This is a genomic window from Mycobacterium sp. 852002-51961_SCH5331710 (assembly GCF_001665535.1).
In the GTDB taxonomy this organism is placed as follows: Bacteria; Actinomycetota; Actinomycetes; order Mycobacteriales; family Mycobacteriaceae; genus Mycobacterium.
Window position 1 is genome coordinate 1 of sequence record NZ_LZSQ01000077.1, and the last position, 24894, is coordinate 24894.

The 24894-nt window shown below is 66.2% G+C and carries 31 protein-coding genes and 3 pseudogenes; 20 read left to right on the forward strand and 14 right to left on the reverse strand.

Annotation, left to right across the window (positions count from 1 at the left end):
• Positions 1–344: 344 nt before the first annotated feature.
• Complete coding sequence (locus tag A5752_RS13105; RefSeq protein ID WP_067085833.1) at positions 345–1091, forward strand: L,D-transpeptidase; 747 nt, start codon at positions 345–347, stop codon at positions 1089–1091.
• A 12-nt stretch (positions 1092–1103) separates the two neighbouring features.
• Here A5752_RS13105 and A5752_RS13110 read toward each other — a convergent pair whose 3' ends face one another.
• From A5752_RS13110 to A5752_RS13130, 5 genes are all read right to left on the reverse strand, one after another.
• Positions 1104–1781: a sterol desaturase family protein gene (locus A5752_RS13110; RefSeq protein WP_067085836.1), complete on the reverse strand. Its 678-nt coding sequence runs from the start codon at positions 1779–1781 to the stop codon at positions 1104–1106.
• Positions 1778–2500 (reverse strand): FadR/GntR family transcriptional regulator, encoded by a 723-nt coding sequence (locus tag A5752_RS13115; RefSeq protein WP_067085839.1) that lies wholly within the window; start codon positions 2498–2500, stop codon positions 1778–1780. The genes A5752_RS13110 and A5752_RS13115 overlap by 4 nt, the downstream gene beginning before the upstream one ends.
• 51 nt (positions 2501–2551) lie before the next feature.
• On the reverse strand, positions 2552–2923 hold the full coding sequence (locus A5752_RS13120; RefSeq protein WP_082963868.1) for a nuclear transport factor 2 family protein: 372 nt from the start codon (positions 2921–2923) through the stop codon (positions 2552–2554).
• Between the two features lie 9 nt (positions 2924–2932).
• Complete coding sequence (locus tag A5752_RS13125) at positions 2933–3352, reverse strand: lipoprotein LpqH (protein WP_067085843.1); 420 nt, start codon at positions 3350–3352, stop codon at positions 2933–2935.
• Positions 3353–3432: 80 nt separating this feature from the next.
• Positions 3433–4209: an MmyB family transcriptional regulator gene (locus A5752_RS13130; RefSeq protein ID WP_067085846.1), complete on the reverse strand. Its 777-nt coding sequence runs from the start codon at positions 4207–4209 to the stop codon at positions 3433–3435.
• Between the two features lie 111 nt (positions 4210–4320).
• Between A5752_RS13130 and A5752_RS13135 the strand changes: the two genes are divergently transcribed.
• The gene (locus tag A5752_RS13135) at positions 4321–4608 is read left to right on the forward strand and encodes a hypothetical protein (protein WP_067085849.1); all 288 of its coding nucleotides are present in this window, start codon (positions 4321–4323) and stop codon (positions 4606–4608) included.
• Positions 4609–4703: 95 nt separating this feature from the next.
• Here A5752_RS13135 and A5752_RS27120 read toward each other — a convergent pair whose 3' ends face one another.
• Positions 4704–5111: an excalibur calcium-binding domain-containing protein gene (locus A5752_RS27120; RefSeq protein ID WP_082963869.1), complete on the reverse strand. Its 408-nt coding sequence runs from the start codon at positions 5109–5111 to the stop codon at positions 4704–4706.
• A 206-nt stretch (positions 5112–5317) separates the two neighbouring features.
• On the opposite strand from A5752_RS27120, the pseudogene A5752_RS28010 reads away from it, so the two are divergent.
• The 3 genes and pseudogenes from A5752_RS28010 to A5752_RS13145 form a co-directional block, all read left to right on the forward strand.
• Positions 5318–5521 (forward strand): annotated as a pseudogene (locus tag A5752_RS28010) (site-specific integrase); the annotation flags it as partial.
• 117 nt (positions 5522–5638) lie between these two features.
• On the forward strand, positions 5639–6448 hold the full coding sequence (locus A5752_RS13140) for a tyrosine-type recombinase/integrase (protein WP_231983402.1): 810 nt from the start codon (positions 5639–5641) through the stop codon (positions 6446–6448).
• 29 nt (positions 6449–6477) lie between these two features.
• Positions 6478–8826, forward strand: a complete 2349-nt coding sequence (locus tag A5752_RS13145; RefSeq protein WP_231983398.1) for a tyrosine-type recombinase/integrase — start codon at positions 6478–6480, stop codon at positions 8824–8826.
• Between the two features lie 40 nt (positions 8827–8866).
• Here the strand turns inward: A5752_RS13145 and A5752_RS13150 are convergent, their stop codons facing one another.
• Complete coding sequence (locus A5752_RS13150) at positions 8867–10819, reverse strand: heavy metal translocating P-type ATPase (RefSeq protein ID WP_067085859.1); 1953 nt, start codon at positions 10817–10819, stop codon at positions 8867–8869.
• Positions 10816–11187: an ArsR/SmtB family transcription factor gene (locus A5752_RS13155; RefSeq protein WP_067085968.1), complete on the reverse strand. Its 372-nt coding sequence runs from the start codon at positions 11185–11187 to the stop codon at positions 10816–10818. Before A5752_RS13155 ends, A5752_RS13150 begins: the two co-directional genes overlap by 4 nt.
• A 75-nt stretch (positions 11188–11262) precedes the next feature.
• On the opposite strand from A5752_RS13155, the gene A5752_RS13160 reads away from it, so the two are divergent.
• The 8 genes and pseudogenes from A5752_RS13160 (at position 11263) to A5752_RS13195 (ending at position 16348) form a co-directional block, all read left to right on the forward strand.
• Positions 11263–11931 carry a methyltransferase family protein gene (locus tag A5752_RS13160; protein WP_231983399.1) on the forward strand — a complete coding sequence of 223 codons (669 nt, stop codon included), beginning with the start codon at positions 11263–11265 and terminating at the stop codon, positions 11929–11931.
• Positions 11928–12632 (forward strand): adenylate/guanylate cyclase domain-containing protein, encoded by a 705-nt coding sequence (locus A5752_RS13165; RefSeq protein ID WP_067085869.1) that lies wholly within the window; start codon positions 11928–11930, stop codon positions 12630–12632. The genes A5752_RS13160 and A5752_RS13165 overlap by 4 nt, the downstream gene beginning before the upstream one ends.
• Complete coding sequence (locus A5752_RS13170; RefSeq protein WP_067085872.1) at positions 12629–13273, forward strand: class I SAM-dependent methyltransferase; 645 nt, start codon at positions 12629–12631, stop codon at positions 13271–13273. The genes A5752_RS13165 and A5752_RS13170 overlap by 4 nt, the downstream gene beginning before the upstream one ends.
• Positions 13274–13936 (forward strand): DsbA family protein, encoded by a 663-nt coding sequence (locus tag A5752_RS13175; protein ID WP_067085874.1) that lies wholly within the window; start codon positions 13274–13276, stop codon positions 13934–13936.
• A gap of 33 nt (positions 13937–13969) precedes the next feature.
• Complete coding sequence (locus A5752_RS13180; RefSeq protein WP_067085876.1) at positions 13970–14581, forward strand: methyltransferase family protein; 612 nt, start codon at positions 13970–13972, stop codon at positions 14579–14581.
• Positions 14582–14601: 20 nt separating this feature from the next.
• A complete protein-coding gene (locus tag A5752_RS13185) occupies positions 14602–15240 on the forward strand; it encodes a class I SAM-dependent methyltransferase (protein ID WP_067085877.1) in 639 nt (212 codons plus the stop codon).
• Positions 15241–15294: 54 nt separating this feature from the next.
• Positions 15295–15858, forward strand: coding sequence for a hypothetical protein (locus A5752_RS13190; protein WP_067085879.1), 564 nt, complete (start codon positions 15295–15297; stop codon positions 15856–15858).
• 84 nt (positions 15859–15942) lie between these two features.
• A pseudogene (locus tag A5752_RS13195) lies at positions 15943–16348 on the forward strand (DUF1942 domain-containing protein).
• Positions 16349–16446: 98 nt separating this feature from the next.
• Here A5752_RS13195 and A5752_RS13200 read toward each other — a convergent pair.
• Complete coding sequence (locus A5752_RS13200; protein ID WP_067085972.1) at positions 16447–16806, reverse strand: Rv2640c family ArsR-like transcriptional regulator; 360 nt, start codon at positions 16804–16806, stop codon at positions 16447–16449.
• Positions 16807–16907: 101 nt separating this feature from the next.
• Between A5752_RS13200 and A5752_RS13205 the strand changes: the two genes are divergently transcribed.
• The 5 genes and pseudogenes from A5752_RS13205 (at position 16908) to A5752_RS13225 (ending at position 20107) form a co-directional block, all read left to right on the forward strand.
• The gene (locus A5752_RS13205) at positions 16908–17402 is read left to right on the forward strand and encodes an ArsI/CadI family heavy metal resistance metalloenzyme (RefSeq protein ID WP_067085884.1); all 495 of its coding nucleotides are present in this window, start codon (positions 16908–16910) and stop codon (positions 17400–17402) included.
• A gap of 104 nt (positions 17403–17506) precedes the next feature.
• A complete protein-coding gene (locus A5752_RS13210; RefSeq protein WP_067085886.1) occupies positions 17507–17884 on the forward strand; it encodes an ArsR/SmtB family transcription factor in 378 nt (125 codons plus the stop codon).
• A pseudogene (gene arsB / locus A5752_RS13215) lies at positions 17881–18951 on the forward strand (ACR3 family arsenite efflux transporter); the annotation flags it as partial. The gene A5752_RS13210 and the pseudogene arsB, both read left to right, overlap by 4 nt.
• A gap of 42 nt (positions 18952–18993) precedes the next feature.
• On the forward strand, positions 18994–19662 hold the full coding sequence (locus A5752_RS13220; protein WP_067085892.1) for an arsenate reductase ArsC: 669 nt from the start codon (positions 18994–18996) through the stop codon (positions 19660–19662).
• A gap of 28 nt (positions 19663–19690) precedes the next feature.
• A complete protein-coding gene (locus tag A5752_RS13225; protein ID WP_067085895.1) occupies positions 19691–20107 on the forward strand; it encodes an arsenate-mycothiol transferase ArsC in 417 nt (138 codons plus the stop codon).
• Between the two features lie 125 nt (positions 20108–20232).
• Here A5752_RS13225 and A5752_RS13230 read toward each other — a convergent pair whose 3' ends face one another.
• Both A5752_RS13230 and A5752_RS13235 read right to left on the reverse strand, forming a co-directional pair.
• Entirely contained in the window at positions 20233–20508 is a 276-nt protein-coding gene (locus A5752_RS13230; RefSeq protein WP_067085975.1) for a thermonuclease family protein, read from the reverse strand.
• A gap of 104 nt (positions 20509–20612) precedes the next feature.
• Complete coding sequence (locus A5752_RS13235) at positions 20613–20810, reverse strand: excalibur calcium-binding domain-containing protein (RefSeq protein WP_067085898.1); 198 nt, start codon at positions 20808–20810, stop codon at positions 20613–20615.
• Positions 20811–21144: 334 nt separating this feature from the next.
• On the opposite strand from A5752_RS13235, the gene A5752_RS28305 reads away from it, so the two are divergent.
• Positions 21145–21408, forward strand: coding sequence for a CDGP domain-containing protein (locus A5752_RS28305; protein ID WP_502686726.1), 264 nt, complete (start codon positions 21145–21147; stop codon positions 21406–21408).
• A 293-nt stretch (positions 21409–21701) separates the two neighbouring features.
• Here A5752_RS28305 and A5752_RS13240 read toward each other — a convergent pair whose 3' ends face one another.
• Positions 21702–22952, reverse strand: a complete 1251-nt coding sequence (locus A5752_RS13240) for a cytochrome P450 (RefSeq protein WP_067085901.1) — start codon at positions 22950–22952, stop codon at positions 21702–21704.
• A 252-nt stretch (positions 22953–23204) separates the two neighbouring features.
• Between A5752_RS13240 and A5752_RS13245 the strand changes: the two genes are divergently transcribed.
• Positions 23205–23801, forward strand: coding sequence for a hypothetical protein (locus A5752_RS13245; protein ID WP_231983401.1), 597 nt, complete (start codon positions 23205–23207; stop codon positions 23799–23801).
• Here A5752_RS13245 and A5752_RS13250 read toward each other — a convergent pair.
• Positions 23798–24277 carry a hypothetical protein gene (locus A5752_RS13250; RefSeq protein WP_067085904.1) on the reverse strand — a complete coding sequence of 160 codons (480 nt, stop codon included), beginning with the start codon at positions 24275–24277 and terminating at the stop codon, positions 23798–23800. The two genes, A5752_RS13245 and A5752_RS13250, sit on opposite strands and share 4 nt — an antisense overlap.
• On the reverse strand, positions 24277–24894 hold the full coding sequence (locus tag A5752_RS13255; protein ID WP_067085907.1) for a DUF2867 domain-containing protein: 618 nt from the start codon (positions 24892–24894) through the stop codon (positions 24277–24279). The genes A5752_RS13250 and A5752_RS13255 overlap by 1 nt, the downstream gene beginning before the upstream one ends.

The following is a 24894-nucleotide window of genomic DNA, read 5'->3' on the forward strand; positions in this document are numbered from 1 at the left end:
AGCTGCAGTCTCGTGGGCTCGGAGATGTGTATAAGAGACAGGCCGCCGCCTGCGTGACTCGCCGGCCGCCGTGTCGGCAAATCCGCACCCGACGCCGCGCGAGGCGGTCGCGGCGTAGGTGGTGCCCACGCGGGTTGCCCGCACGGACCAGTCGGTGCGCCGGGCGCGGATAACGCTGGCTTCGACCCCCTGTTGCTATCGATCGAGGGGGTCGGCTGACCGGGCGGGGTGAAACGTTCTGAACAGCGGATTCGATATGCGCTGTGAAGTCGACACCGACATGCGCCTACGGGCCCGACTTGCGATTACCGGGGGAACCTCATGAGACGACTTAGGATGGAAGTGTGCTGAAGCTACGAAATCTGCTCGCGGTGGCGAGCCTCGCGGTACTCACCGTGGTCTCCGCCCCGACTAGTTCCGCGGGTGTCGCAACGCCGACCGATGTAGCCAGCATTCAACCGGCCGGCCAGACAGTCGGTGTGGCACATCCGATCACGGTGACGTTCAACCGGGCGATCGAAGACCGCGCGGCCGCCGAGCGCACCTTTGCGGTGTCCGCGCCGACCATGCCCGCCGGGACTCAGGCCGGGAAGTTCGCCTGGCTCGATGACCGTGTGCTGCAGTGGACTCCGGAGCAGTTCTTCCCGGCGCATTCGACCATCACAGTCACGGCGGGGAACACCAAGGCCAGTTTCCAGACCGGAGCCGAGGTGCTCGGGGTGGCCGACATCGACGCCCACACCTTCACCGTCAGCATCGACGGCGAAACCATGCGCGAGATGCCCGCATCGATGGGCAAGCCGAAGTACCCGACACCCAGGGGATCGTTCACGGTGCTCGAGAAGCAGAGCCCGGTGATCATGGATTCGCGCACCATCGGCATTCCGCTGTCCGATCCCGAGGGTTACAAGCTCACCGTCTACTACGCGGTTCGCATCAACTGGGGTGGGGTGTACGTGCACTCCGCACCGTGGTCGACGGGTTCGCAGGGGTATGAGAACGTCAGCCACGGCTGCATCAATCTCAGCCCGGACAACGCAGCGTGGTACTACGACACGGTGAGCATCGGCGACCCGGTCATCGTTCAGTAGCCGCCGACACCTTCACGCCGGTTGAGCGCCGGCGTGAAGGTTCTTCGCCGTCGGTGAGTTCTCCACCGTGGACGGATCAGGGTACGTGCCGAGCACTCGGTCGGCCGTCCCGGAGCTGGTGACCGTGAACCAGTAGTGCTCGTTCTTGAAGTGATGATGGCGATGGTTACGCCAGACCGCCCGATAGAGAGCGGTTTTCGGTTTGTAGTCGCTGTGGATCAGATAGTGCGTCCACTCGTACACCAGTCCGAGCACGCCGATGCAGACGAGGTACGACAGCCCGAGACCCAGGCGGGGGAACGCCAGGAGGCCGATGGCGACGGTCACCGGTAAAACCCACGTGGCCAGGGACTTCCATGGGATGAAGATCAGCGGGATGCTGCGCGGATCGCTGTGGTGCCCCCGGTGTTCGCGGGCCAACAGCGGATCGATCGTCAAGGGTCCCAGCCGTTTCGGCCGCCAATGCAGGACGAAGACGTGGATGATCCATTCGAAGAACGGGAAGACCGCGAGCATCACCACCGGCACGACCGCATCGGTGATCTGCCAGTCGCCGACGACGATGCGGGCCACCGCCGCGGCCACCAGGGTGGCGCCGATCATCCAGGGGGAGGGGTGTTTTGAGAACTCACCGAGTGCATCAGCGAGCGTGAACGATTTGCGCGCGCGACGTGCGTCCGTGGTTGTCATCGCTGTTTCTCCAGATCGTCGAGAGCGTGCAGCAGGGCTGTCGTCGCCGGCTCGAGAAGGTTCTGGGCGGCCTGCCGGGCCCGCGGCGGATCGCCGGCCGTGATCGCGTCGGCCAATTCCCGGTAGGCCTGCGGCCTGCCGACCTCGTCGGCCATCACCGCCGCTAGTGCGGGGAGCGCCGGTTCGTAGGTGGCCCGCAGTGTGTTGTACATCAGCCGGAAGGCGATCGAGTCGGCGCCGTCGACGATGTGGTCCCAGAACGTCAGGGCGTGACGTTGCTGTTCGACGGGATCGTCCGCGGCGGCCAGGTCCTGCAGAGCTTGATCGAGCGATGGGGCCAGGTTCGTGCCGCCGCGTTCGGCGGCCAGTTCGGCGACTTTGGGGCCGTTGTGCAGCCGCGTCTCGAGGATGCTCCGGACGACGGACAGATCGAGTTCGCCGCCCCGGATCAGGAGGCGGGGAAGCAGGTCCAGGCCGGCGTGGCGCCGGAAGTCACGGACCGTGGTGGCGTCGCCCTGGCGCACCTCAACCAGACCCGCGGCCGTGAGCCGCTTGAGCGCCTCGCGGACAGCGGGGCGGGAGACGCCGAGGACCTCGGCCAATCTGCGCTCGCTGGGCAGCGACTCGCCGGGCTGCATCTGCCCGCTGAGCACCTCCGACACGATCTGCTCGAACACGTCTTCGGGCACGGAGCGCCGATTTACCGGTTGCAGGGCCATGCCGCCAGAGTGCCAGCCGACCGGACAGAGGTCAAGTGGTCAGACCAGTGATCAAGAAGCGGAGAGGCGTTCCTTCATCATCTCGGCCAGCGTCAACGTCGCCGACAGGGGTCGGACCATCACCGTGAGCTCACTGATCGCGCCGCTCTCGTCGGTTCGGATGAAGTCGCAGCCTTCGATGTCCTTGTCGCCGACCTTGGCCTGGAACATCAACGCGTGATCGGACGCGTCGGGCGCTCCGATCTCGCGGACGTACCGGAAGTCTTCGAAGACCTCCATCACGGCCTTCAGGATGTGGCGCAGCGCGTCGCGCCCCTGGTAGGGGGTGAAGACGACGGGGCTACGGAACACAACGTCGTCGCGGCACAACGCCATCATGGCGTCGAGGTCGGCGGCCTCCACCGCTTGGCGAAATTTGTGCACGGTGCCCGCTCAGCAGTTGGCTTCGATACGGAAGGTGGCAGTCACCGCGTTGCTTGGGTTGTCGGTGAAGGAGCCGTCGGCCGAACCGGTGATCGTGAACTTGCCACCGGTGCCCTTCACCTCAGCCTCGCCGATGTTCCCTTTCCAGAAGTTGCCGGTGAAGCCACCGAAGTCGTTGAACGTGACCGCCTCGACGGTCACCTTGTCTCCGGTGCCGATGTTGGCCGTGAAGCCTTTCGTGTCCTCGGGCGTCTCGATCGTCCACAGCCACCCGGATTGCTTGCACAACACCGCGTGCGGGCCACCGGTGCTCTCGCCGTTGATGGTTACCTTCGCGGTCGTCCCCCCGAGTGCGGCGGGCGGCGTCGAGCAGCCCGCGGCACCGGCGACGAGCATGACTGCGGCTGCCGCAACGAGTCGGTTGTCCATGACGCCAGACTCTATTGGTGTTTGCGGCCGCACATGCGCGGTTCGGTCGGACTACCCGCAGAGCAGGACACTCGTGCCGATCACCGCAAGGCGGTCGCGGTGGCGTCGTCGGCGGGGAGGAAGGCCTCGATGGAGAGCTCAGCGGCGGTGAGGTCGAGCGCGGTGCCGAATGTCGTGACGGTGGACAGAAAGGTCAGCAGCCGCCCGTCGGGTGTGTAGAGCTCGAGCGGCACCGCGACGCCGCCCAGATCCGACGAGCCGCCGGAACCGCCGGGGTAGGAATCGATTTCGGCCAGCAACGTCGACAGCTCGTGCGATCCGCTGACGGCGACCTCGCGCCGGAGGCGCTCGATGAGATGGTGTCGCCACTGCGCGAGGTTACGGATCCGGGGCGCCAACCCGTCGGGGTGCAGGGCGATCCGCAACGCGTTGGGCGGTTGGAGAAGCTCGGGGGCTACACCCTCCAACAACACGCCGGTACCCTCGTTCGCCCGCACGATCTGCCAACCGCGATCCACCACGATGCAGGTAAAGGGGTTGTAGGCGTTGAGGACTCGGTCGATCCCGGCCCGGACCGCGGCCATGTCCGGGTCGTCGAGTGAGCGCTCGGGATACACCGGAGCAAGGCCCGCCGCCAGCAAGAGCTGGTTCTGTTCGCGGCGCGGCACGTCGAGCACCTCGGCCAGCCGTAGCACCATCGTCCGGCTGGGCGCGGACCGGCCCGTTTCGATGAAGCTGACGTGCCGCGGCGACACCTCGGCCGCGATGGCCAGGTCGAGCTGACTGAGCCGACGACGCCGGCGCCACAACTTCAGCAGCCCGCCGAACGCCTGGGTCTGCACACCCGCGGAGGTCATGGTTGTCAGTGTGGCCTCTCGCGCACCGTGCATCCACTACGTCGCAGGTAATTGCGGCGGTTACCTCAGCGGGGGAGCGTTGACGGTGATCATCGAGCAGAAAGGAGAATCATGGGAACCCTTCCCGCCACGACGCCGATTCCGCGGTGGCTGCGGTTCGTGCTGATCTCCGACCGTGCCGGGTCGGCGTGGTACATCGGTGCCGGGTTCTTCTTCGCGCCCGTGCTGGCGGTGCTGTCGCCGTGGCCGGCGATCACCGCGGTGTGCTGGGCCGTCATCGGGCTCTTCGGGCTATGGCTCGGACTGCTCGGCATCGCGATGGCGACCGGGCTGGCGATGGTCTTGAAGTCGAACGGCGAAATACCCGAGGAGTATTGGCGCTCGATCATCGACTACTGACGCGCCTCAGATGGCGCTGTGATCGAGTGTCGTGGCTCCACTGTTTCTATGCGATGGCACCGCACAACCCGCAGCCCGTTGGTGTGGACAGACACTCATGTGTCGCATGCGGTGCCGTCGCCGTCTCGGTCGAGCCCTTTGCGATAACCCGGCTCGCCGACCTGAATTGGGGCGGCCCCGGCGGCGCGTGCTGCATCGCAATTCTTGTAGTAGACGCTCGCGGGCGACGCCGGCGCCGAAGGTACCGGGGGAGGCGGGGCGAGCGACGGCGATGGAACAGTCGCCGCCGACCCGCTCGTGACTGTTGCCGGTCTGGAAGCCGTATCGCCATTGCACGGTGGGCCCCAGAGCCCACGCTTTGCCTCCTTGGCCTCCCGCTCGGCCGCCGCTATTGCGGCGTAGCGGCTCACGGGCACACCGCCATATACATAGCTGCGTGCCGCGCCAGCGCGGGCCGCCTCGACCGAGTAGTCCCAATCATCAGCTCGGACAAGGTATGCCAGGGTGCGGTTAACTGCACTTGGGGGTCCACCACTTGGGGCTGTGCAATCCCAGCTTGTCGGTCGGTGCGTTTAGCCTCCAAGCAGATTGACCTTCCAGACCAGGGGCTGCGATGGACGATGGAATCGAACCGAGACCAGTCGAAACTCTCGATGTGCCAAGGGTCGGTGCGGTCTTGCGCGGCGACACCGGCTCGTTGCCGTGGCGGATGGTTGATGGGTCCGGTGCCGGTGTCGACCATGTCAATGTTTGGTTGGCTGACCTCGATGCAAGCGACTGCTCGCCTGCAACGTTGCGGGCGTATGCGTACGACCTCCTGAGTTGGACTCGGTTCCTTGGCGTACTTCAGGTTTCATGGGCGCAGGCAACCCGGGCTGAAGTCCGGGACTGGGTGCGGTGGTACCGGTGCCGGGAGAATCCTCAACGACGACGCAGCTCGTCGAGTTCGGATAGTCACCGACCAACTCCCGGTTCTGTTAACGAGCGCACCGGGAAGCCGTACCTGGAATCCTCGTACACGCGGTCGTCGATGAATCGCCGGCTCTCCTCGCTGAGCGGCTTCTACGAGTTCGCCCTCGAATCAGATCTGGGGCCGCTCATCAATCCGGTACCGAAATCGCGCGCCGACCTCACCAGGCTCGATGCGCACCGTCAACACTTCGACAGTCCGCGACCTGAGAAGCGTGCGCCTTATCGGCAGAAGCTGGTGGACCGTGCGCCGCGCGCGCTCAGCGACGCCCTGTACGAGGAGGTATTCACCTCGCTGAGAACCAACCGGGACCGCGCCATCGTCGCCACGGCGATTTCCTCTGGACTGCGCGCCAGTGAACTGCTCAGCATGCGCCGCGGGATGCTCCATGCTGCCGACCATACGGCCGACATAATCCCGAAGGGCGGCAACGGAAGTCGGGTTTTGGTCCGTATCAGTCCCGCCGCGTATCTCTGGATCGCCCGCTACCTTGCTGAGCGCCCCGCAGGGCCGCCGGAAGAGTCGGTCTGGATGACATTGCGGGGCACTCCACGGCCCCTGAGCTATTGGGCCATGCGACAGATCCTCGAGCGCAGTAACGCGCTGCTCGGGTCCAACGTCACGATGCACGATTTCCGACACACTTTCTGCATGCGTCTCGCCCAGGACGAGAACATGACCATCGCGGAGATGCAGGAGCTGATGCGGCACGCATCGATCGCCAGCACCACCCGCTACCTGCGACCCAGCGTCACCGAACTCATCGACAAACTCGACCAACACTGGAACCGGCCACCTGCACCTCCACCCGCCCCAGCGAAAGGCTATGCCGCAGAAGACCTCCACGTGCTGTTCGGGCGGGACTCCTGATGCCGCGGGTTCTCACTCGTGCACAGTCAATGCAGAGTTCGTCCGCGTTCGCTAACCACCCCGTCGAGGTGTTGCCGCCGCTGTCGCCGACCCCCGAGGACCATCCGTGGTTCGGAAACACCGTCACCGCCACGGAGCGCGAGCGCACCATCACCGCCGGGCTTCCACTGGTGATGGCGCGGATGAGTGAGAAGTACCGCAGTGAGGCGGAAGCCCGCAGCGGCGCCCGACTCTGGCTGAGCAGGTTGCTGGACTGGCTGGAGGGCTACGCCGGCGAAAGCTATCAAGATCGTTGGATTGCCAGCGATTCCGACAACCAGCCGAAGGCGTGGTGTCCCGCCTTGTCGACAGGATCGCACACACGGCTCGGAGCACGGCTGTCCATCAACGCACTCATTCTGCTCGGCGTCATTCGCCCGGGCTACGACTGGCTGATCGAGAACAAGCAGGCCCGTTTCTACCGCGACTGGACAACCACCCACGAACCAGAGGCCTGGGATCGCTACTTCGCCGCCGCGCAGCAGGAAGGCGCACCCGAAGTGAAGAAATGGCGAACCGTCACCCACCTGGTACGCATCAGCATCGTCAACGGACTGCCGATCACCGAGCTGCACAGCCGCCACGTGTTGGCCTATCGAGACTTTCTGACCTCGACAGGCAGGATGCCGGGCGACCTTCACGCCATGTGGCATTACGGCCGCCGCGGCGGACTCTTCGCCGGCGAAGCCGACGATCTACGGCGTTATCTCATCGCCAAACGCCTCACTCCCACCGAACTGGTCGACCGCTTCGACGTGCGAGCCCCCAGCGTTCGCAGGCTTCTAATCGCCTACCTCGCTGAGATCGCCGTCGGCCAGGACTACGCCAGCCTCGACGGCACCAGCCGAAACCTCGTGAAGCTGTTCTGGAAGCCCATCGAAGACGCCAATCCCGGCATCGACACGATCAGCCTGACCAAAGCTCAAGCAGCCGAGTGGAAAGAGTGGTTGCGCACCAAACCGGACGGCACACCGCGCCGCCACGCCGAGAGCATCCTCGGAGCAGTCCGCAGCTTCTACCTCGACGTGGCCGCCTGGGCCCACGAGGATCCCTCGACGTGGGCACATTGGGCTGTCTCATGTCCGGTCAGCATCCGCGACGTACGAGGGCAGCAGAAGCGCCGGGCCCAGCGGGCGCATCGCATGCAAGCACGCACCCGCACGCTCGCCCCGCACATCGATGCACTCGTCGCCGCAGCCCACCGCGCCTATCTGCAGGCCACCGAGTTGCAAGACATCTCCAAGACCGCGCCGGTCGGCGAACCCTTCGCCGTGCAGGGGAGCACCTACATCAAGCACGCATCGGGCAAGCAGGCCGATCGAGTGCGCATCAATGCCCTGCAAGATGGAACGGAGAAGCGAGTCGACATCCCCTACACCGTCACCCGCGCCTTCATGACCTGGACGATCATCGAAATTCTGCGCCACACCGGTATCCGGATCGAAGAGATGCTCGAACTGACCCATCTGAGCGTCAAGCAGTACCGCAAGCCCGATGGCACGGTAATCCCGCTCCTACAGATCGCGCCCAGCAAGACCGATCAAGAGCGGATATTTCCCTGCTGCCCAGAGTTGACCACCACCTTGGCGCGACTGGTCGAGTTCATCAGCATTGACGGCCGCGTCCCCCTGTGCTGCCGCATCGACACACAGGAACGCCAGGTGTCGGCGCCGCTGCCGCATCTGATTCAGATCCGCGAGGGCGGCCGGTCACGGGTCATCAACCAATGCACAATCCGAAAATGGTTGTCCGAACTCGCCAACAACATGGCTTTGACGGACACCGACGGTACGGCGCTGCACTTCACGCCCCATGACTTCCGCCGGATCTTCATTACCGACATCGTCAACGCCGGCTTTCCCATCCACCTGGCCGCACAGATTGTGGGCCACAACAACATCGAGGTCACCCGCGGCTACACCGCTGTCTATCAGAAAGATGTCTTCGAGGCGTACGACCGCTTTATCGACAACCGCAGACAGGCGCGGCCGTCGGCCGAGTACCGTGAGCCCACGCAAGCCGAATGGGACGAATTCATCCAACACTTCGGGCAGCGCAAGATCGCGCTCGGCAACTGCCACCGACCCTACGGATCTGACTGCACCCACGAACACGCCTGCCTCCGATGTGATTTCTGCGAAGTCGAACCGACCCAGGCTGCAAGGCTCGACGCCATTCGCGACAACCTTCGCGCCCAAGTAGACGAAGCCCAAAAGAACAAGTGGCTGGGCGACGTTAACCAACTACGCATCACCATCGAGCACGCCGACCGCAAGGCGGCGAGACTGGCAGCCTTAACCGAAGCATCACCGGAACTCATTGTCCCGCACACATCCTGACGGCCAGAAGCAACGCTCCGCCCTTCTGACGTCTTTCTCGTTAGCCAGTGGCCGCAGCGACCCGAACACCGTCCCGTGCGGCAGCCGTAGCCTCGCCGAGGGGTTTGGTGCGGCCCGCGCGCACTCCGTTGGCGATGACGACGATTTCAGCGAGTTCGTGCACGGCCACGACGGCTGCCAGTCCGAGTACTCCGGTGAGAGCGAGCGGGATGAGTATCGTGATCAGTCCGAGGGATAGGCCGACGTTTTGCAGCATGATGCGCCGGGCGCGCCGCGCGTGGGCGAGGGCTTGGGTGAGGTGGCGCAGGTCTTCACCCATGAGGGCGACGTCAGCGGTTTCGATGGCCACGTCGGTGCCCATCGCCCCCATGGCGATGCCCAGGTCGGCGGTGGCCAGAGCGGGAGCGTCGTTGACCCCGTCACCGACCATGGCGGTCGAAGATTGTTGGCGCAGTTGAGCGATCAGGGTGGCTTTATCTTCGGGTCGCAGGTCGGCATGCACGGCGTCGATCCCGACCTGTGTGGCCAGTGCGGTGGCGGTCGCTGAGTTGTCGCCGGTCAACATCGCCACCCGATACCCGCCGCGGCGCAACGCCGCGACCACCTGGGCGGCTTCGGGGCGCAGTTCGTCGCGCACCGCGATCGCGCCGATCAGCTGGTCGTGGTCTTCGACGAGGACCGCGGTGGCCCCGGCCGCCTGCATGGCCGCGACCTGGTCGGCCAGCGGGCCGGCATCGAGCCAGCCGGGCCGCCCCAGCCGCAACCGGCGGCCATCGCGGTGGCCGGTCAGCCCGGCACCGGTGACCGCCTCGACATCCTCGGCCGGGCGGACCGGGCCATCGGTGGCGGCGAGAATCGCTGCGGCCAAGGGATGTTCGCTGCGCGCCTCCAACCCGGCCGCCACGTCGAGCACCTGTTCGCGGGTGGCGCCGTTGGTGGTGGCCACCTCGATCACTGTAGGCTTGTTGGCGGTCAAGGTGCCGGTCTTATCCAGCGCGATGGTGCGCACCGCGCCGAGGGCTTCCAGCGCGGCCCCGCCTTTGACCAGGACACCGAGCTTGCTGGCCGCGCCGATCGCGGCGACCACGGTCACCGGCACCGAAATCGCCAGGGCACACGGCGACGCCGCCACTAACACGACCAGGGCCCGTTCGATCCACACCAACGGATCACCCAGCACGGACCCGATGGCAGCGATCAGGGCGGCGGCCACCATGATCGCCGGCACCAGGGGTTTGGCGATCCGGTCGGCCAGGCGCTGGGCGTCACCTTTACGGGACTGCTCGGCTTCCACGATCGCCACGATCCGGGCCAGCGAGTTATCCGCGGCGGTGCTGGTGACCTCGACCTCCAGCACGCCGGTGCCGTTGATCGACCCGGCGAACACCTCATCACCGGGCCCGGCTTCCACCGGTACGGATTCGCCGGTGATCGCCGAAACATCCAGGGCGGTGCGCCCCGACACGATGGTGCCGTCGGTGGCCAGGCGTTCGCCGGGTTTGACCAGCATCCGATCGCCGACCCGCAACTCGCTTGGGGTGATGGTGGTTTCGGTGCCGTTGCGCAGGACGGTGGCCTGATCGGGGACCAGGGACAGCAACGCGCGCAGGCCGCGGCGGGTGCGGGCCAGTGAGTATTCTTCGAGGCCCTCGCTGATGGAGAACAGGAACGCCAGCATGGCGGCCTCGCCGACCTCGCCGAGGATCACCGCACCGACGGCGGCGATCGTCATCAGCGTGCCGACCCCGATCTGGCCTTTGGCCAGCCGCCGCAGGGTGGAGGGCACGAACGTCGCAGCCCCGACCGCCAACGCCAGCGCGTACAGGCCGGTCTCGACCGGCCGCGGCCCGTCGGCCCAGCCCACGACGTAGCCGGCCAGCAGCAGCACCCCGGCCGCGGCGGCGGCGCGCAGTTCGCTGACCTCCCAGAGCCGTTCGGGTTCGCGTTCGTCCTCGTCGCGGTCGTCGTTGCCGCAGCCGCACGCCTCGCTCATCGTGTTGCCTTCTTCCGCGTGGTGGGGTGGCCGTAGTTGGGGCACAACGCGACCGCGTTGCCGGTGGCCTCCAGGACCGCTTCGGCGGCGCGAAACATCTCCAACAGTTCCGGGCGGGCCAGTCGGTACACCGAGGCCCGGCCCTGCGGCCGGTAATCGACCAGGCCGCAGTCGCGCAGGCAGGCCAGATGCGCCGACACCGTCGACTGCGCCAACCCCAGCTCGCCGGTCAGATCCACCACCCGGGCCTCACTTACGGCCAGGCGGCGCAGGATCGCCAACCGGGTGCCATCGGACAGGCTGTGAAACAACGCCGTCGCCGCATCCAAGCTCCCGCACACCGGGGCCTCGACCACACCACTTTTCATCGCCACACGACGATGATAGCGTCACACATCATTGATCGGTCAAGCCGGGCAACATCGCCAAGCAACGATGCCGGGGTGGGTTTAGTCAAGCCGGCCGGGAAGGGAGCGTGCGCGATGGCCTATGCGGCGCTGGGCTTGTTTGTGGTGTTGATGCTGGTGATCGGGGCGTGGCGGCGCCGGATTCAGCTGGCCCGCACCGGCGACAGCGGCAACCGGCGCGGTTGGCGCCCCGAGCCGACGCTGGAGTGGTGGGCGCTGGCGGTCGCCGATGTGGGGTATCTGCTGGTGGGGGTCGGGGCACCGGCCGCCGCCCTGGCCGGCCTGTCTGCCCTGGGCGTTTTCGACCGCGGATGGGTGCAGGGGTTCGGGGTCGTGGTCGTGGCCGGCGGGATCGTGCTGACCTTGGTCGCGCAGTTGGGGTTGGGGGCGTCGTGGCGGATCGGGGTCGACGACACCGAAACCACCGAGCTGGTCACCACCGGCCCGTTCGCGTTGGTGCGCAACCCGATCTTCACCGCGCTGCTGGCCACCTTGATCGGCCTGGCTCTGATGGTGGGCAACCTGGTGGCGATCGCCGGGCTGGTGATCGCGGTCGTCGGGATCGAGGTGCAGGTGCGTGGGGTGGAGGAACCCTATCTGCGCCGGGTCCATGGCCGCGCCTACACCGACTACGCCGCTACGGTGGGCCGCTTCCTGCCGTGGATCGGCCGCATCCGCGATCATCAGATGATGCGGGGCCGATGATGTTGCCCGACACCACCATTGACTTCACCACGGTGGAGGTGACGGTGGCCTTCGTCGACTTGGCCGGCTACAGCGTGCTCACCGAGGCCTGCGGCGATCGGGAGGCCGCGTGGTTGGCGGCGCGGCTGGCCGACCTCGCCCACGCCGCCGTCGGGCCCGGGGTGCAGGTGGTGAAGACGATTGGGGATGCGGTCATGCTGGCCGCCGCCACCCCCAGCCAGATGATGGCCACGATCACCGTCCTGGCCGACCGGGTGGCCGCTGCCGACGGATTTCTGCCGATACGGGCCGGCAGCCACCACGGGCCCGCCATCGGTCGCGGCGGCGATTTCTTTGGGCATGCGGTCAATATCGCCGCCCGCATCACCGCCCTGGCCGGCGCCGGCGACGCGGTGGTGACCGACGCGATCGTGCCGGCGGCCACCGGGATCGGGTTGCCCACCACACCGATCGGTGCGCCGGTGCTGCGCAATATCACCACCGCGGTCCCACTGCACCGGATCGCGCTGGCCGCGGCCCGTTATCCGCGTGACCCGGTCTGCGGCATGCGTATCGACCCGGCGACCGCACCCGCTCACCGCCACCACGGCGGCCGGGATTGGTGGTTCTGCTCGGCCGACTGCGCCGACCGATACGCCAGCACCCCACGCCTCTACACATCACCCGCCGCGATCATCACCGGTGAACGGCTGCGGACATGACCGCAGGCTGGAGCCGCAACCGGCTCAAATTCGCTCTCGCGGGGCCGCTGTTCGAAGCCGGTAACCGGTTCATCCCCGGGCGTCCGCACGATCGGCTGGCCCAACTGGTCGCCGACCAGCACCCGCGGCGGGTGCTCGAACTGTGCGGCGGCACCGGGTACGCCGCCCGCCTCCTCGCCGACAAGTCCCCGGCCACACGGGTGGATTCGCTCGACATCTCCCCGGAAATGCTGGCCGTGGGCTGCCGCCGCCTCACCCGCGCGGGGATCGGCACTGTGGTGCTGCATCACGGCGACGCCGCGGCATTACCGTTCGGCGACAGCACTTTCGATGTGGTGATGAGCGTGTTCGGCTGGCACGAACTGCCTACCGAGACCCGCCACCGCGCCCTCGATGAAACCCGCCGCGTGCTACGCCCGGGCGGCCAGGTCATCGCCGTCGACCTCGACCCGCCACCCACCGCCCGCGCCGTCTTCGATCGCTATATGCGGTTCGCCGAGCGACCCCACGCCCGCGACGTGCTGGGCACCGGCCTGGCCGACGCGTTCACCGCCCACGGCCTGACCGTCACCAGCGGCCAGCCCGCCCGCAGCTGGGCCCGACCCTTCCAAATCGTTCACGCCCAGAAAGGGGCATATTGAATGGCGCGCATCAGCCGTATCTTGCTCACCGCGTTCCTCATCGCCGCCATGGCGATCGGTGTGCTGGTCTACCTGTCGGTGCGTGACCGCGGCGCGGCCGGCTCGGCGCTGCCCGACCCCGGCGCGGTGGGGCAGGTGGTGCGCGAAAACAGTCACCGGCTGAACTCGGTGCCCGACAGCCAGGTGACGTTTGTGGAGTTCCTCGACTTCGAATGCGAGGGCTGCCGGGCGGTCTACCCGGCGATCGAACAGGCTCGGGCCGAGTACGGGGACCGGGTGAACTTCGTCATCCGCTACTTCCCGCTGCAAGCCCACGTCAATGCCGAGCGGGCTGCCCGGGCGGTGGAAGCCGCCGCCCAGCAAGGCCACCTGGAGGCGATGTATCGCAAGATGTATGACACCCAGGCGCAATGGGGTGAACAGCGCACCCCGGCCGACGAGGTCTTCCGCGGATTCGCCGCAGAACTCGGCCTCGACCTGGCTGCGTTCGACACCGCCTACGCCGATCCGGCCACCGTGGAACGCATCCAGCTCGACGTCGCCGACGGCCGCGCCCTGGGCGTGCAAGGCACACCGACCTTCTTCCTCAACGACACCCGCATCCAACCCCACAGCTACCAGGACTTGACCAAGGCGCTCGACGACGCCCTCGCCGCCAACTAGCCGCGGCCATTCCGGACGGGAGGTTTCACCCTGATGGCCATCACCGCACTGATCCTCTACATGATCTTCGCTGCCCTGGGGTTCGGGTGGCGCAGCTGGACCCAGTACCGCCACACCGGATCGACCGGATTCCGCGGAATTCACGGCCGCCCCGGATCGCTGGAATGGTTCGCCGGCGCCGGGTTCGTCGCCGCTATCCTCGCCGGCCTGGCCGCGCCGCTGCTGCAACTGCTCGGCATCCTCACCCCCGTTGCGCTCCTGCAGGCCCCAACCATCCAGACGACCGGCACCGTGTTGGCGATCGCGGGGATTGCCGCCACCCTCTACGCCCAACACGACATGGGCCAATCGTGGCGCATCGGCGTCGACCCCAGCGAGACAACCACATTGGTCCGCCATGGGGTGTTCGCGCGGGTGCGCAACCCCATCTTCACCGCCATGCTGATCTTCGCCGCCGGGATCACCCTGATGACACCCAACCCGCTGGCCCTGGCCGCCTTCCTGGTGTTGCTGGTGACCATCGAACTGCAGGTCCGCGTCGTCGAAGAGCCCTACCTCAACACGGCCCACGGCCAGGCCTACCGCGACTACTGTGAAACCGTCGGCCGGTTTGTTCCCCACATCGGACGCATCCGAGACGTCTGACCGCCGACGCGAGGTGACCCATGCCCGCACGGAATGACCGCAGCGCCCGCTGGAACCGGTACTGGGACAAGAAATCCCGCACCTACGACCGCGAGATCGGGTTTTTCGACCGCCACCTGTTCGGCGACTCCCGCCAGTGGGTCTGCAGCCAAGCCACCGGCGACGTCTTGGAGGTCGCCATCGGCACCGGCCTCAACCTGCCCTTCTACCCCGACACCGTCAACCTGACCGGGATCGACTGGAGCGAACACATGCTCGAGCTGGCCCGGCAACGCGCCGCTGAGCTGGGCCACCCCGCCACCCTGCAACACGGTGACGCCCACCAGCTGCGGTTCGACGACGCCAGCTTCGACACTGTGGTGTGCACCTTCGGGCTGTGCGCCATCCCCGACCACACCCAAGCCCTCGCCGAAATGACCCGAGTGCTGCGCCCCGGCGGCCGGCTCATCCTGGCCGATCACATCCGCAGCAACACCACGCCAGTCCGCGCTGTGCAGCGACTGTTGGAGCTGGTCACCGTGCCGCTGGGCGGTGAACACTTCCTGCGCCGACCCCTGCAGCACCTGCGCGCGGCGAACAACCTCGACATCGATCGCGTCGAACGGTTCACCCTCGGGCTGGTCGAACGCGTCGTTGCCCGCAAAACCGCCACCAGCTGACGCACACGGCGGCGGTGTGTTCGAGCCAGGACACTCTCACGAAAGAAGCCGCACATGACCGACATACCTCGACGTGGCGCACTGACCATCCTCGGCGCAGCCGGGGCCGTGGCCGCCTTGGCATATGTGTTGCGCACGACCACCATTCGGATGCCCACCGGCCGAGCCGACGGACCCGGCATGATGGGCGGAGTCTCAGGCACCGACATGGACCGCTACATGACCATGTTCGCCCGCCACACCGAACTGCGACGCACCGTCGAGAACATCCCGGGCGGGATCCGCACCACCACCGAATCCGACGCCCCCGACCTCGTCGCCCAACTGCATGCCCACGTGTCCTCCATGTATGACCACCTCAGCCAAGGCGCCGAGGTGACCTGCATGAGCGCCAGCCTGCCCACCCTGTTCCGCCGAGCCACCGACTACCAACGCCGAATCACCCTGACCCCCAACGGCGTTGATGTCACAGAAACAGCCACCGATCCCGCCCTCACCGACGCCATCCGCGCCCACGCCGCCGAAGTCACCGGCTTCGTCACCGACGGCATGCCCGCCATGATGGGGCCCATGATGGGCGGCGGGATGATGGGCGGTGGCGGAATGATGGGCTCGTAACGGCCCAGCCCAGCCCAGCCCGGCGGGTCAGCCGCCAGGCGCCGCGGACCGTTTCCGACGCACGGTGCATTTGCCACCGCGACGTTGACCGACCTGCACCCGAGCTCCGATCCCGCACCCGGCTATCCGCTAGCCGGGCGGTTGTGGGGAGGCCACGGTATCCGTGCGGGCCGTCAACGGCACAGTAACCCCGGTGATCCCCGGCTTCGAGGCGATGGGGACCGATCACCGCAGCTATCCGGTGTTGTGGCAGCTGGCCAGCCCCGCCGGCATCCCCGCTGCGACGCTCGCCGAGGGCGCCACCGCCACGGGCAAGGTGTATTTCGATGTCACCGGCGCCGACCCCGCCGCGGTGATATACACCCGCGGCGGCGCCCGCCCGGCGATGATGTGGTGCGACATGGCGGCCATGGCGCCGATGATGGCGATGCCGATGGACGACTGCCCCTGCTGCGGTCCTGACTGCGCATGCTGTGCGGGCAAGCCGTGAGAATAGGCCTTCGCCGCGCCACTCGTGACGGCCCGCCGCGGGGCTATTCACCACGGTGACCGCACGCCTCGAAAGCAACCCCGACAGCACCCCTTGGGCTACGTGCAGCAGTTCGGGTCGAGCACCACGCACAGGGCTTGCAGGGCTTCGGGTTTCACCCGGTGAAAAACGTTCATGCCGCGCCGATCGGAGATCACCAGCCCGGCCTTACGCAGCTGCCCGAGGTGATGACTCACGGTGGATTCGGCCAGATCGAGCACCGCGGCCAGATGCCCGCTGGTCTCCTCCCCGGGGCGCGAACTGAACAGCAGCGACATGATCTTCACCCGTACCGGGTCGGCCAGCGCCTTCAGCCGCATCGCCACCTCCAGGGCATCGGCGTCGCTGAGCGGCCCGGCGGCCACCGGGGCGCAGCACACCGGGGCGGACATGTCGATCACGGGCAGCGCTTTGGGCATGACAACCATCCTGCCACAATTCTTGACATATATCGAAAAGGTGGCATTCTGAGCGGGACGCGTCAGTTCGATATATGTCTTATCCCTAGTGGAGGTGGATCATGTCCCGTGTTCAGTTAGCGCTCAACGTCGACGATCTCGACGAGGCGATCACGTTCTACACCAAACTGTTTGGCATTTCCCCGGCCAAGGTGAAGCCCGGTTACGCCAACTTCGCGGTGACCGAGCCGCCGCTGAAGCTGGTGCTGCTGGAAAACCCCGGCAAGGGCGGCACCATCAACCACCTCGGTGTCGAGGTGGAATCCAGCGACAAGGTGCACGCCGAGATCGCCCGACTGACCGGCGAAGGCCTGTTCACCGACGAGGAGATCGGCACCACCTGTTGTTTTGCCACCCAGGACAAGGTCTGGGTCACCGGCCCGGCCGGCGAGAAATGGGAGGTCTACACCGTGCTGGCCGACTCCGAGACGTTCGGCACCAGCCCCCAGCTGCTCGACGGCGGCGAGGCTGACCAGGGTGGTGACGTCTGCTGCGGCGGCACCGCTGCCGCAGCACAGGCCGAGCCCGAAACGGCCAAGACCACGTCCTGCTGCTGACCCCAACCCCCGGCACCAAGGGCCCACCATCGCCATGATGGTGGGCCCTCCGCGATCGACCACCCCGACTTGACGATGGATTCGATGAGTATCAATATTGATGTATGTCGAAATCATCGGTTCAGGTCGACGAGACGTGCTGCCCACCCGGGGCCCTGCTGCGCGAACCCCTCACAGCAGCTGAGTCCATCGATATGGCGGTCAAGCTCAAAGCCCTGGCCGATCCGGTGCGGCTGCAGCTGTTTTCGGCGATCGCCAGCCACGCCGGCGGCGAGGCCTGCGTCTGCGACATCTCGGTCGGGGTGGAGGTCTCCCAGCCCACGGTGAGCCATCACCTCAAAGTCCTGCGCGACGCCGGCCTGCTGACATCTGAGCGTCGAGCGTCGTGGGTGTATTACGCGGTGGTGCCCGATGCGCTGGCCAGCCTGACCGTCCTGCTGGGCGCGACCTCCGTCGACACGGTGGCGGGGGTGCCGGCATGACCGACACCACCACCGCGCCGCCGGTCGTGGGCAAGCTCTCCACCCTGGATCGGTTCCTGCCGGTCTGGATCGGCGCGGCCATGATCGCCGGGCTGCTGCTGGGGCGCTGGATCCCCGGCCTGAACACCGCGCTGGAAAACGTTGCGATCGACGGCATTTCACTGCCCATCGCGCTCGGGTTGTTGATCATGATGTATCCAGTGCTGGCTAAAGTCCGCTACGACCGCCTCGACACCGCCACCGGCGACCGCAAACTGCTGCTCTCCTCACTGGTGTTGAACTGGGTGCTCGGCCCGGCGTTGATGTTCGCCCTGGCCTGGCTGCTGCTACCGGATCTGCCCGAGTACCGCACCGGCCTGATCATCGTCGGGTTGGCCCGCTGCATCGCCATGGTCATCATCTGGAACGACCTGGCCTGCGGGGACCGTGAAGCCGCCGCCGTCCTGGTCGCCTTGAACTCGATCTTCCAGGTCATCATGTTCGCCGTGCTGGGCTGGTTCTACCTCTCCGTGCTGCCCGGCTGGCTCGGCCTGGAGCAGACCACCATCGACACGTCGCCGTGGCAGATCGCCAAATCCGTGCTCATCTTCCTCGGCATCCCACTGGCCGCCGGCTACCTCTCGCGGCGCATCGGCGAACGCACTAAGGGCCGCGACTGGTATGAGTCGAAGTTCTTGCCGCGGATCGGGCCGTGGGCGCTCTACGGGCTGCTGTTCACCATCGTGATTCTCTTTGCCCTGCAAGGTGATCAGATCACCAACCGGCCTTTGGACGTGGCCCGCATCGCGCTACCGCTACTGGCGTATTTCGCCATCATGTGGGGCGGCGGTTACCTCCTCGGCACGCTGCTGGATCTCGGCTACGAGCGGACCACCACGTTGGCGTTCACCGCGGCGGGCAACAACTTCGAACTCGCCATCGCCGTGGCGATCGCCACCTACGGCGCCACCTCCGGACAAGCCCTGGCCGGGGTCGTCGGGCCGCTCATCGAAGTCCCGGTACTGGTCGCCCTGGTCTATGTCTCACTAGCCCTGCGGAAACGGTTCCACCATCACACCTCCCAACACCTGCCCACCACCGGCTCGACGACGAGAACGGAATGATCGACCATGACCGACAGCCCCGTGACCCATCAGCTACGCGGTGACCTTTCCATCGACCAACAACTCGCGCTGAAATCCGCCGCCACCCGGCTGGAATCTGAGTTCGCCGACACGTTCGGCACCGAAACCATCGAACGGTTTCTCTGCTCCTCATATGACCAATTCGCCAGCCGCGCCACCATTCCCAACTTCCTGCCCCTGCTGGCCGAACGATTCGCCCGCCAGCGCCTCCACGCCCTCGCGAGGGTTGAAGGCCACATCAACGACGGCAAACCGACCGTGCTGTTCCTCTGCACGCACAACGCCGGCCGCTCCCAAATGGCCCTGGGGTTCTTCACCCACTACGCCGGCGACAAGGCGATCGCCTGGTCGGGCGGGTCCGAACCCGGCAACGAGATCAACCCTGCCGCCATCGAAGCCATGCGCGAAGTCGGGATCGACATCACCGGTGAATACCCCAAACCCTGGACCGACGAAATCGTCCAGGCCGCCGATGTCGTCATCACCATGGGCTGCGGCGACGCCTGCCCGATCTTCCCCGGAAAACGCTACGAGAACTGGGAACTCCCGGATCCCGCCGGCCAAGGCCTCGACGCCGTACGCCCGATCCGCGACGACATCGACGAACGCGTCCGCCGACTACTGGCCGACCTGAACGTCCCCATCACCCGATAACCCCGAAAACACCAGGGACACACCAACTATGGCAGAGACATCTGTGTTGTTTGTCTGCGTCAGTAACGCCGGAAAATCAGTCATGGCCGCCGGACTCATGCGCCACCTCTCCGCACCCAACATCCACATCGCCTCGGCCGGCACGCACGCCAAGACCGCGGTCAACACCCTCTCGGCGCAGGTGCTGGCCGAAGTCGGCGTCGACATCAGCGGCCATCAGCCCACCCAGCTGACCGACCAGATGCTCGACGATGCCGACCTGGTCGTCATCGTCGGCAGCCAAGCCCACCTCGACAATCACCCCGGCACCCGCATTCAACGCTGGGATACCGACGAACCCTCCCTACGCGGCATCGACGGCATCCAGCGCATGCGAATCATCCGCGACGACATCAACACCCGCGTTCAGGCCCTCGCCGACGAGCTCAGCAGTCAATCGTCCTGACCGAGAAGCAGCGACGACTCCCACCGCACCAAATCAATCGCGGCAACAACGCTCGGGTCATCCGGATCAACACCGTCATCCACGAGCGCTTGGCGCTCCTCAGCATCCACACCCATTCAACTTGACTAGTGCAGATAAGTACGGCCGTAATGGTCGGTGCGGTCTTGCGTGGAATCAGGGACCAGAGCCACTCGCTGCCCGACCATCGTCGTACGCGCGAACTCCGTTGCCTCAGGCCCCCAGCAGCCGACGGTGTAGCCGGGCTTCTTCGTTTCCGGGGTATCAATCCCGAGAAGTCGCACGCGGAGCCGGCCCCTGACGTCGTCGCGAATGTCGATGGTGTCACCGTCGACCACGTTCAACACCACAGCCGTTGCGGTGACGGTGTCAGCGACCGCCATAGGCGAAGAGAGCACCGCCACGCCCACGCCGGCCGTCGTAGTAGCGACCAGTAGAGCTTGGCCGAAGCAGAGCCCAGCGGCGAACCGACCGATGAGTCGCGAAGTTACGACTCGCATGCAATGCCGTCATGGTCGCGGTCGCCGCCATCCCAGTAATCGGGATCGCCCTGCGGAATGTCGTAACGACCGTCGGCGTGCGCGGCGCTGCAGTTCGCGTACGGCCCATCTGCAAGAGCAGCGGGCGCCAGGCCGATAGCAGGCACCATGACGACGAAAACGGCCACGACGAAGGTCTTGATCATGCGTGTATCCCCCACGTTTTGAAATGGATTGATGTGAGATGACCCGGCCCCCGCCACGGGTTCACCTTGCTTGAAGGTTAGAGAGAATCCACAGCAAAGGAATCAGGGATTTCCCTACATTCGAGTTTGCTGAGGTGTGTCGCCCACGGCGGCTAGTAACGATCATGAGCAGGCCAACGACAGCTATTGCGGCTCAAGCAGAAAGGCCGCATCACGGCCGGCCGTTCACGCGTTGACGCGCGTCGTCACGGAACCGAATTACTTCACCCAGACGAGGGGCCAACCGTATGAAGAACAGCGCTCTACTGGTCGGTCTGGGCCTCGCCGCAGCGGCATGGCGGTTGCTTCCAATTCCGGCGATCCGGGAGGAACCAACTGTGAGACCAGTTTTCTTGGTGCGCTGTACTGCGACGGCCCGGTGCAGCCTGATGGCACTTGGACACGTTGTGTCGATGTCGCATCGCAACCCGTCTTCGGCGGCCCTCAAGGGCAGTTGAACGGCGTGACGTCGCCATTCCATCAGTGCTACCGATACGACCCGGCGAACCCGCCGGTCAAATTGGGGCAGCCAGACCACCACATAGGGGATGGGCTGTAATCACGCCAGTTGCCGGGCTGAACTCCCGCTTGCGGAAGCACCGAGAAGAGGGGCCCGGACGGGACGGACTGCAGGCAAAGCTTGCCCCCGATGGACATCCCACAGTCCGGTCTTGCGAGCAAGACCCGGCTTGGTAGACGATCCCGTCCGGGTAGAACCTCGACACCCGCTTCCTTCAGGTGCCGAAATGAAATTACCGGCGCCGAACGACATTGCGCGTCCACCGATCGGACGCTTCTGCGGAGGACGGTGGTGTCCGCCGATCGGGGGAACACGTCAGGCGGAGGACTCCGTCACTGTCCGCCGGTACCCGCGCCGACGTAATCGACCTGCCAGTGTTTGATGCCGTTGAGCCAACCCGACCGCAGTCGCTCGGGCGGAGCCAGCGGCCTCAGGTTGGGCATCTCGTCGGCGATCGCGTTGAAGATGAGGTCGATCGTCATCCGGGCCAGGTTCGCGCCGATGCAGTAGTGCGCACCCGTACCGCCGAATCCGACGTGCGGGTTGGGATCTCGCAGGATGTTGAACGTGAAGGGGTCCTCGAAGACCTCTTCGTCGAAGTTGGCCGACCGATAGAACATGACGACACGGTCGCCCTTCTTGATCTGCACCCCGGACAGTTCGGTGTCCTCGAGCGCGGTGCGCTGGAAGGACGTCACCGGCGTGGCCCAGCGCACGATCTCGTCGGCGGCCGTGGCGGGGCGTTCCTTCTTGAAGAGCTCCCACTGGTCGGGGAAGTCAGTGAACGCCATCATGCCCTGGGTGATCGAGTTGCGCGTCGTCTCGTTGCCGGCGACGGCGAGAAGGATGACGAAGAAGCCGAACTCGTCGTCGGTGAGCTTGTGCCCCTCGACGTCGGCCTGCACGAGTTTGGTCACCAGATCGTCGCCCGGGTTCTTGCTGCGCTCCGCGGCCATCTGCATGCCGTACATGATCAGCTCGACCGAGGCGGCGGTCGGGTCGTTGCGGGCGTACTCCGGATCCTGGTCGCCCACCATCTGATTCGACCAGTGGAACAACCTCATCCGGTCCTCCTGCGGAACGCCCATCAACCCGGCGATCGCCTGCAGGGGAAGCTCGCACGAGACCTGCTCGACGAAATCGCCGGAACCCTCTGCGGCGGCCGCTTTGGCGATCTTGGCCGCGCGCTCGCGCAGTTCGTCGCGCAGTGATTCGATGGCGCGCGGTGTGAAGGCCCGCGAGATGATCTTGCGCAGATGCGTGTGGTGCGGGGCGTCCTGGTTGAGCAGCACCACCTTGCCGCCCTCGAGCGATTCCGGATCGGCCTCGTCGCGGTAGCGCGGCAACGCCGTCTTCTTATTACTGGAGAAGACGTCACTGCGGCGCGAGATTTCCTTGACGTCTGCATGCCGGGTGACCACCCAGAAGCCTTCGTCGCCGAACGCCAGATTCCCCTTCGTCTGCTCGTTCCACCAGATCGGCGCCACCTTGCGCAGCTCGGCCAGTTCGTCGACCGGCAGGCGTTCGGCGTAGATGTCTGGATCGGTGAAATCGAATCCGGGCGGAAGGTTCGGAGTCGGCATGCTGCATCCCTCACGTGACGTGGTCTAGTGCCCTCACCGCATTGCTACACCACTGATGGGGGCAGGTGAGGCGGGTTCGGGAAAGTCCGACGAAATGAGAAGTGGAACGTGTTCTCTACGGCACGGTTATTGACCTCTTCGTCACGGCGAGCACTCCTGTAACAATTCTGCGACACTGTTCGAACCAAAAGTGACGCCGTCGAAGAGGCCGGGAAGCCGGCCGCGAGATGGGGACCCGGAAAGGGGGCAGCGGTGAGGATCGTCATCAACCCGAAGAGGCTTTCGCTGCTGGGCGCAGGGATGGCCGCGGCTCTCATGGCCGCCGCGCCGCAGACCCTCGCCGATCCAGCCGCTCCCGCGCCTCCACCGCCACCCCCGGCACCGCCCGCCAGCGCAGCGGTCACGGCCGCCGCGGCACCAGCGCCCGCCCCCGCGCCGGCACCAGCCGATCCGGTGGCGGTCCTTCGCCCGGCGTCGGCCGCGCCGCCGCCCGCACCGCCACCCGAGCCGGCAGCCGCACCCGCCCCCACCGAGCCGGAAGGCGTCTCGCACCTGGCGAGCCCGGACACGCTGCCACCCGGCACCACCCTGGACCCGACCGGTCGGGGGAACGAGAGCCCGAACATCAGCTACCTGAAGGACCTGTGGCACGCCGTGCAGAGCCAAGAGATCAGCGGTAAGGAAGCGCTGATCATGGGTCTCGCGCAGCGCGGTATGAACACCCCCATCCCGGACCAGGTGCCCGGGCCCAACGTGCCGAACGCGCCGACAGCTCCCGCGCCCCAGGCGCCCGCCCCACCCGCACCGCTCGCACCCGCGCCACCCGCGCCTCCGGCGCCGACGCCCTAGCGGCAGACTCGTTCCAGCAGCGATCGCACCGTTTGCACGTGCGAATCCTCGATCGTCGACCACAGCCTGCGTGCGAGTGGGTTGTCCTGACGAACAAAGGTTGCGAACAGTAACCCGCCGTCCTGGCGGCGCATCAACAACTCGCCGGGCATGCCGATACGCGAGTGTGCCCCGAGCAGTACGGAATCAGCGTCGGTGGCGCGGATCGGCCACCCGAGGATCGTTCGATCCGACCCGGGGGTTCGCAGCTTGAGTCCGATCGCCGACCACGCCGAGAGCAGTCGGATGCGCATGTGGACCGGTGCGCCTTCCAGCATCGCCCGCATCCACTCTCTGGCGCTGCGGTCGTACGGATCCTCGACGGCGACCTCGAAGGCATCGGCGTAGTCGATACGCCCGAGCGTGCTCGCTGACAGGAGTGCATCCATCGGGCGGATCTGTTGGACACGGTGTTGGGACGCGTCGGTTCTCGTCATCATTGCCTACTTTCGCGGCGTCGGTTCGCGGTCGGCCGACTGCGCCACAGTCGGCCGATGTCGCGCAGCATGAGCGGATAGACGATCAGGTGGCGGAAGGGAGAGATCGCTGTCAGATACATCCGGCCCATCGCACCGTTGGGCCGGACAAGAACCGCCATCTGCCCGTGGTGAGCACCGGAAGCGCCGGCCACCCAGCCGACATGCAGGACCCCGTGCACAGTCCGGTTGGCGATCTCCATCGCAAACTCGTCCTCGGTCAGGTACAGGGGTGAAAAGTGATCGTGTTCGACGCCGAGTTGTGATGCCGTCGAACGCAATTCGGGCGTGATCCGGTCCCGCAGCGTCGGGACGCGTGCGCCCAGGCCTTCCTGCGGCGTGTCGAGCGCGAACCAACTTCCGAGGGCCCAACGGGCTGCGAACAGCGCGCGCACGATGGGCGAAGTTCTGCTGGGGTCGAAACTGCGCCAGAGGCCGACGAGATCACTGAAGTCTTCGCGGCCGCCCGGCGTGGGAAGCGCCCAGACGTCGAGAACTTCGAAATCGGCGGCGATCTCGTGGATGCGCCAAGGCCGGGCCAGGTGCTCGTTGTTGCCGAGTCGCTCACCACCAAACAT

Bases quoted from the DNA above. Each gene is read 5' to 3' on its own strand.
- A5752_RS13110 (WP_067085836.1), bottom strand. From the start codon at position 1,781: ATGACAACCACGGACGCACGTCGCGCGCGCAAATCGTTCACGCTCGCT.
- A5752_RS13115 (WP_067085839.1), bottom strand. From the start codon at position 2,500: ATGGCCCTGCAACCGGTAAATCGGCGCTCCGTGCCCGAAGACGTGTTC.
- A5752_RS13125 (WP_067085843.1), bottom strand. From the start codon at position 3,352: ATGGACAACCGACTCGTTGCGGCAGCCGCAGTCATGCTCGTCGCCGGT.
- A5752_RS13130 (WP_067085846.1), bottom strand. From the start codon at position 4,209: ATGACCTCCGCGGGTGTGCAGACCCAGGCGTTCGGCGGGCTGCTGAAG.
- A5752_RS13135 (WP_067085849.1), top strand. From the start codon at position 4,321: ATGGGAACCCTTCCCGCCACGACGCCGATTCCGCGGTGGCTGCGGTTC.
- A5752_RS13140 (WP_231983402.1), top strand. From the start codon at position 5,639: ATGAATCGCCGGCTCTCCTCGCTGAGCGGCTTCTACGAGTTCGCCCTC.
- A5752_RS13145 (WP_231983398.1), top strand. From the start codon at position 6,478: ATGCAGAGTTCGTCCGCGTTCGCTAACCACCCCGTCGAGGTGTTGCCG.
- A5752_RS13150 (WP_067085859.1), bottom strand. From the start codon at position 10,819: ATGAGCGAGGCGTGCGGCTGCGGCAACGACGACCGCGACGAGGACGAA.
- A5752_RS13155 (WP_067085968.1), bottom strand. From the start codon at position 11,187: ATGAAAAGTGGTGTGGTCGAGGCCCCGGTGTGCGGGAGCTTGGATGCG.
- A5752_RS13165 (WP_067085869.1), top strand. From the start codon at position 11,928: ATGATGTTGCCCGACACCACCATTGACTTCACCACGGTGGAGGTGACG.
- A5752_RS13170 (WP_067085872.1), top strand. From the start codon at position 12,629: ATGACCGCAGGCTGGAGCCGCAACCGGCTCAAATTCGCTCTCGCGGGG.
- A5752_RS13175 (WP_067085874.1), top strand. From the start codon at position 13,274: ATGGCGCGCATCAGCCGTATCTTGCTCACCGCGTTCCTCATCGCCGCC.
- A5752_RS13180 (WP_067085876.1), top strand. From the start codon at position 13,970: ATGGCCATCACCGCACTGATCCTCTACATGATCTTCGCTGCCCTGGGG.
- A5752_RS13185 (WP_067085877.1), top strand. From the start codon at position 14,602: ATGCCCGCACGGAATGACCGCAGCGCCCGCTGGAACCGGTACTGGGAC.
- A5752_RS13190 (WP_067085879.1), top strand. From the start codon at position 15,295: ATGACCGACATACCTCGACGTGGCGCACTGACCATCCTCGGCGCAGCC.
- A5752_RS13200 (WP_067085972.1), bottom strand. From the start codon at position 16,806: ATGCCCAAAGCGCTGCCCGTGATCGACATGTCCGCCCCGGTGTGCTGC.
- A5752_RS13205 (WP_067085884.1), top strand. From the start codon at position 16,908: ATGTCCCGTGTTCAGTTAGCGCTCAACGTCGACGATCTCGACGAGGCG.
- A5752_RS13210 (WP_067085886.1), top strand. From the start codon at position 17,507: ATGTCGAAATCATCGGTTCAGGTCGACGAGACGTGCTGCCCACCCGGG.
- A5752_RS13220 (WP_067085892.1), top strand. From the start codon at position 18,994: ATGACCGACAGCCCCGTGACCCATCAGCTACGCGGTGACCTTTCCATC.
- A5752_RS13225 (WP_067085895.1), top strand. From the start codon at position 19,691: ATGGCAGAGACATCTGTGTTGTTTGTCTGCGTCAGTAACGCCGGAAAA.
- A5752_RS13230 (WP_067085975.1), bottom strand. From the start codon at position 20,508: ATGGCGGTCGCTGACACCGTCACCGCAACGGCTGTGGTGTTGAACGTG.
- A5752_RS13235 (WP_067085898.1), bottom strand. From the start codon at position 20,810: ATGATCAAGACCTTCGTCGTGGCCGTTTTCGTCGTCATGGTGCCTGCT.
- A5752_RS28305 (WP_502686726.1), top strand. From the start codon at position 21,145: ATGGCGGTTGCTTCCAATTCCGGCGATCCGGGAGGAACCAACTGTGAG.
- A5752_RS13240 (WP_067085901.1), bottom strand. From the start codon at position 22,952: ATGCCGACTCCGAACCTTCCGCCCGGATTCGATTTCACCGATCCAGAC.
- A5752_RS13250 (WP_067085904.1), bottom strand. From the start codon at position 24,277: ATGACGAGAACCGACGCGTCCCAACACCGTGTCCAACAGATCCGCCCG.
- A5752_RS13255 (WP_067085907.1), bottom strand. From the start codon at position 24,894: ATGTTTGGTGGTGAGCGACTCGGCAACAACGAGCACCTGGCCCGGCCT.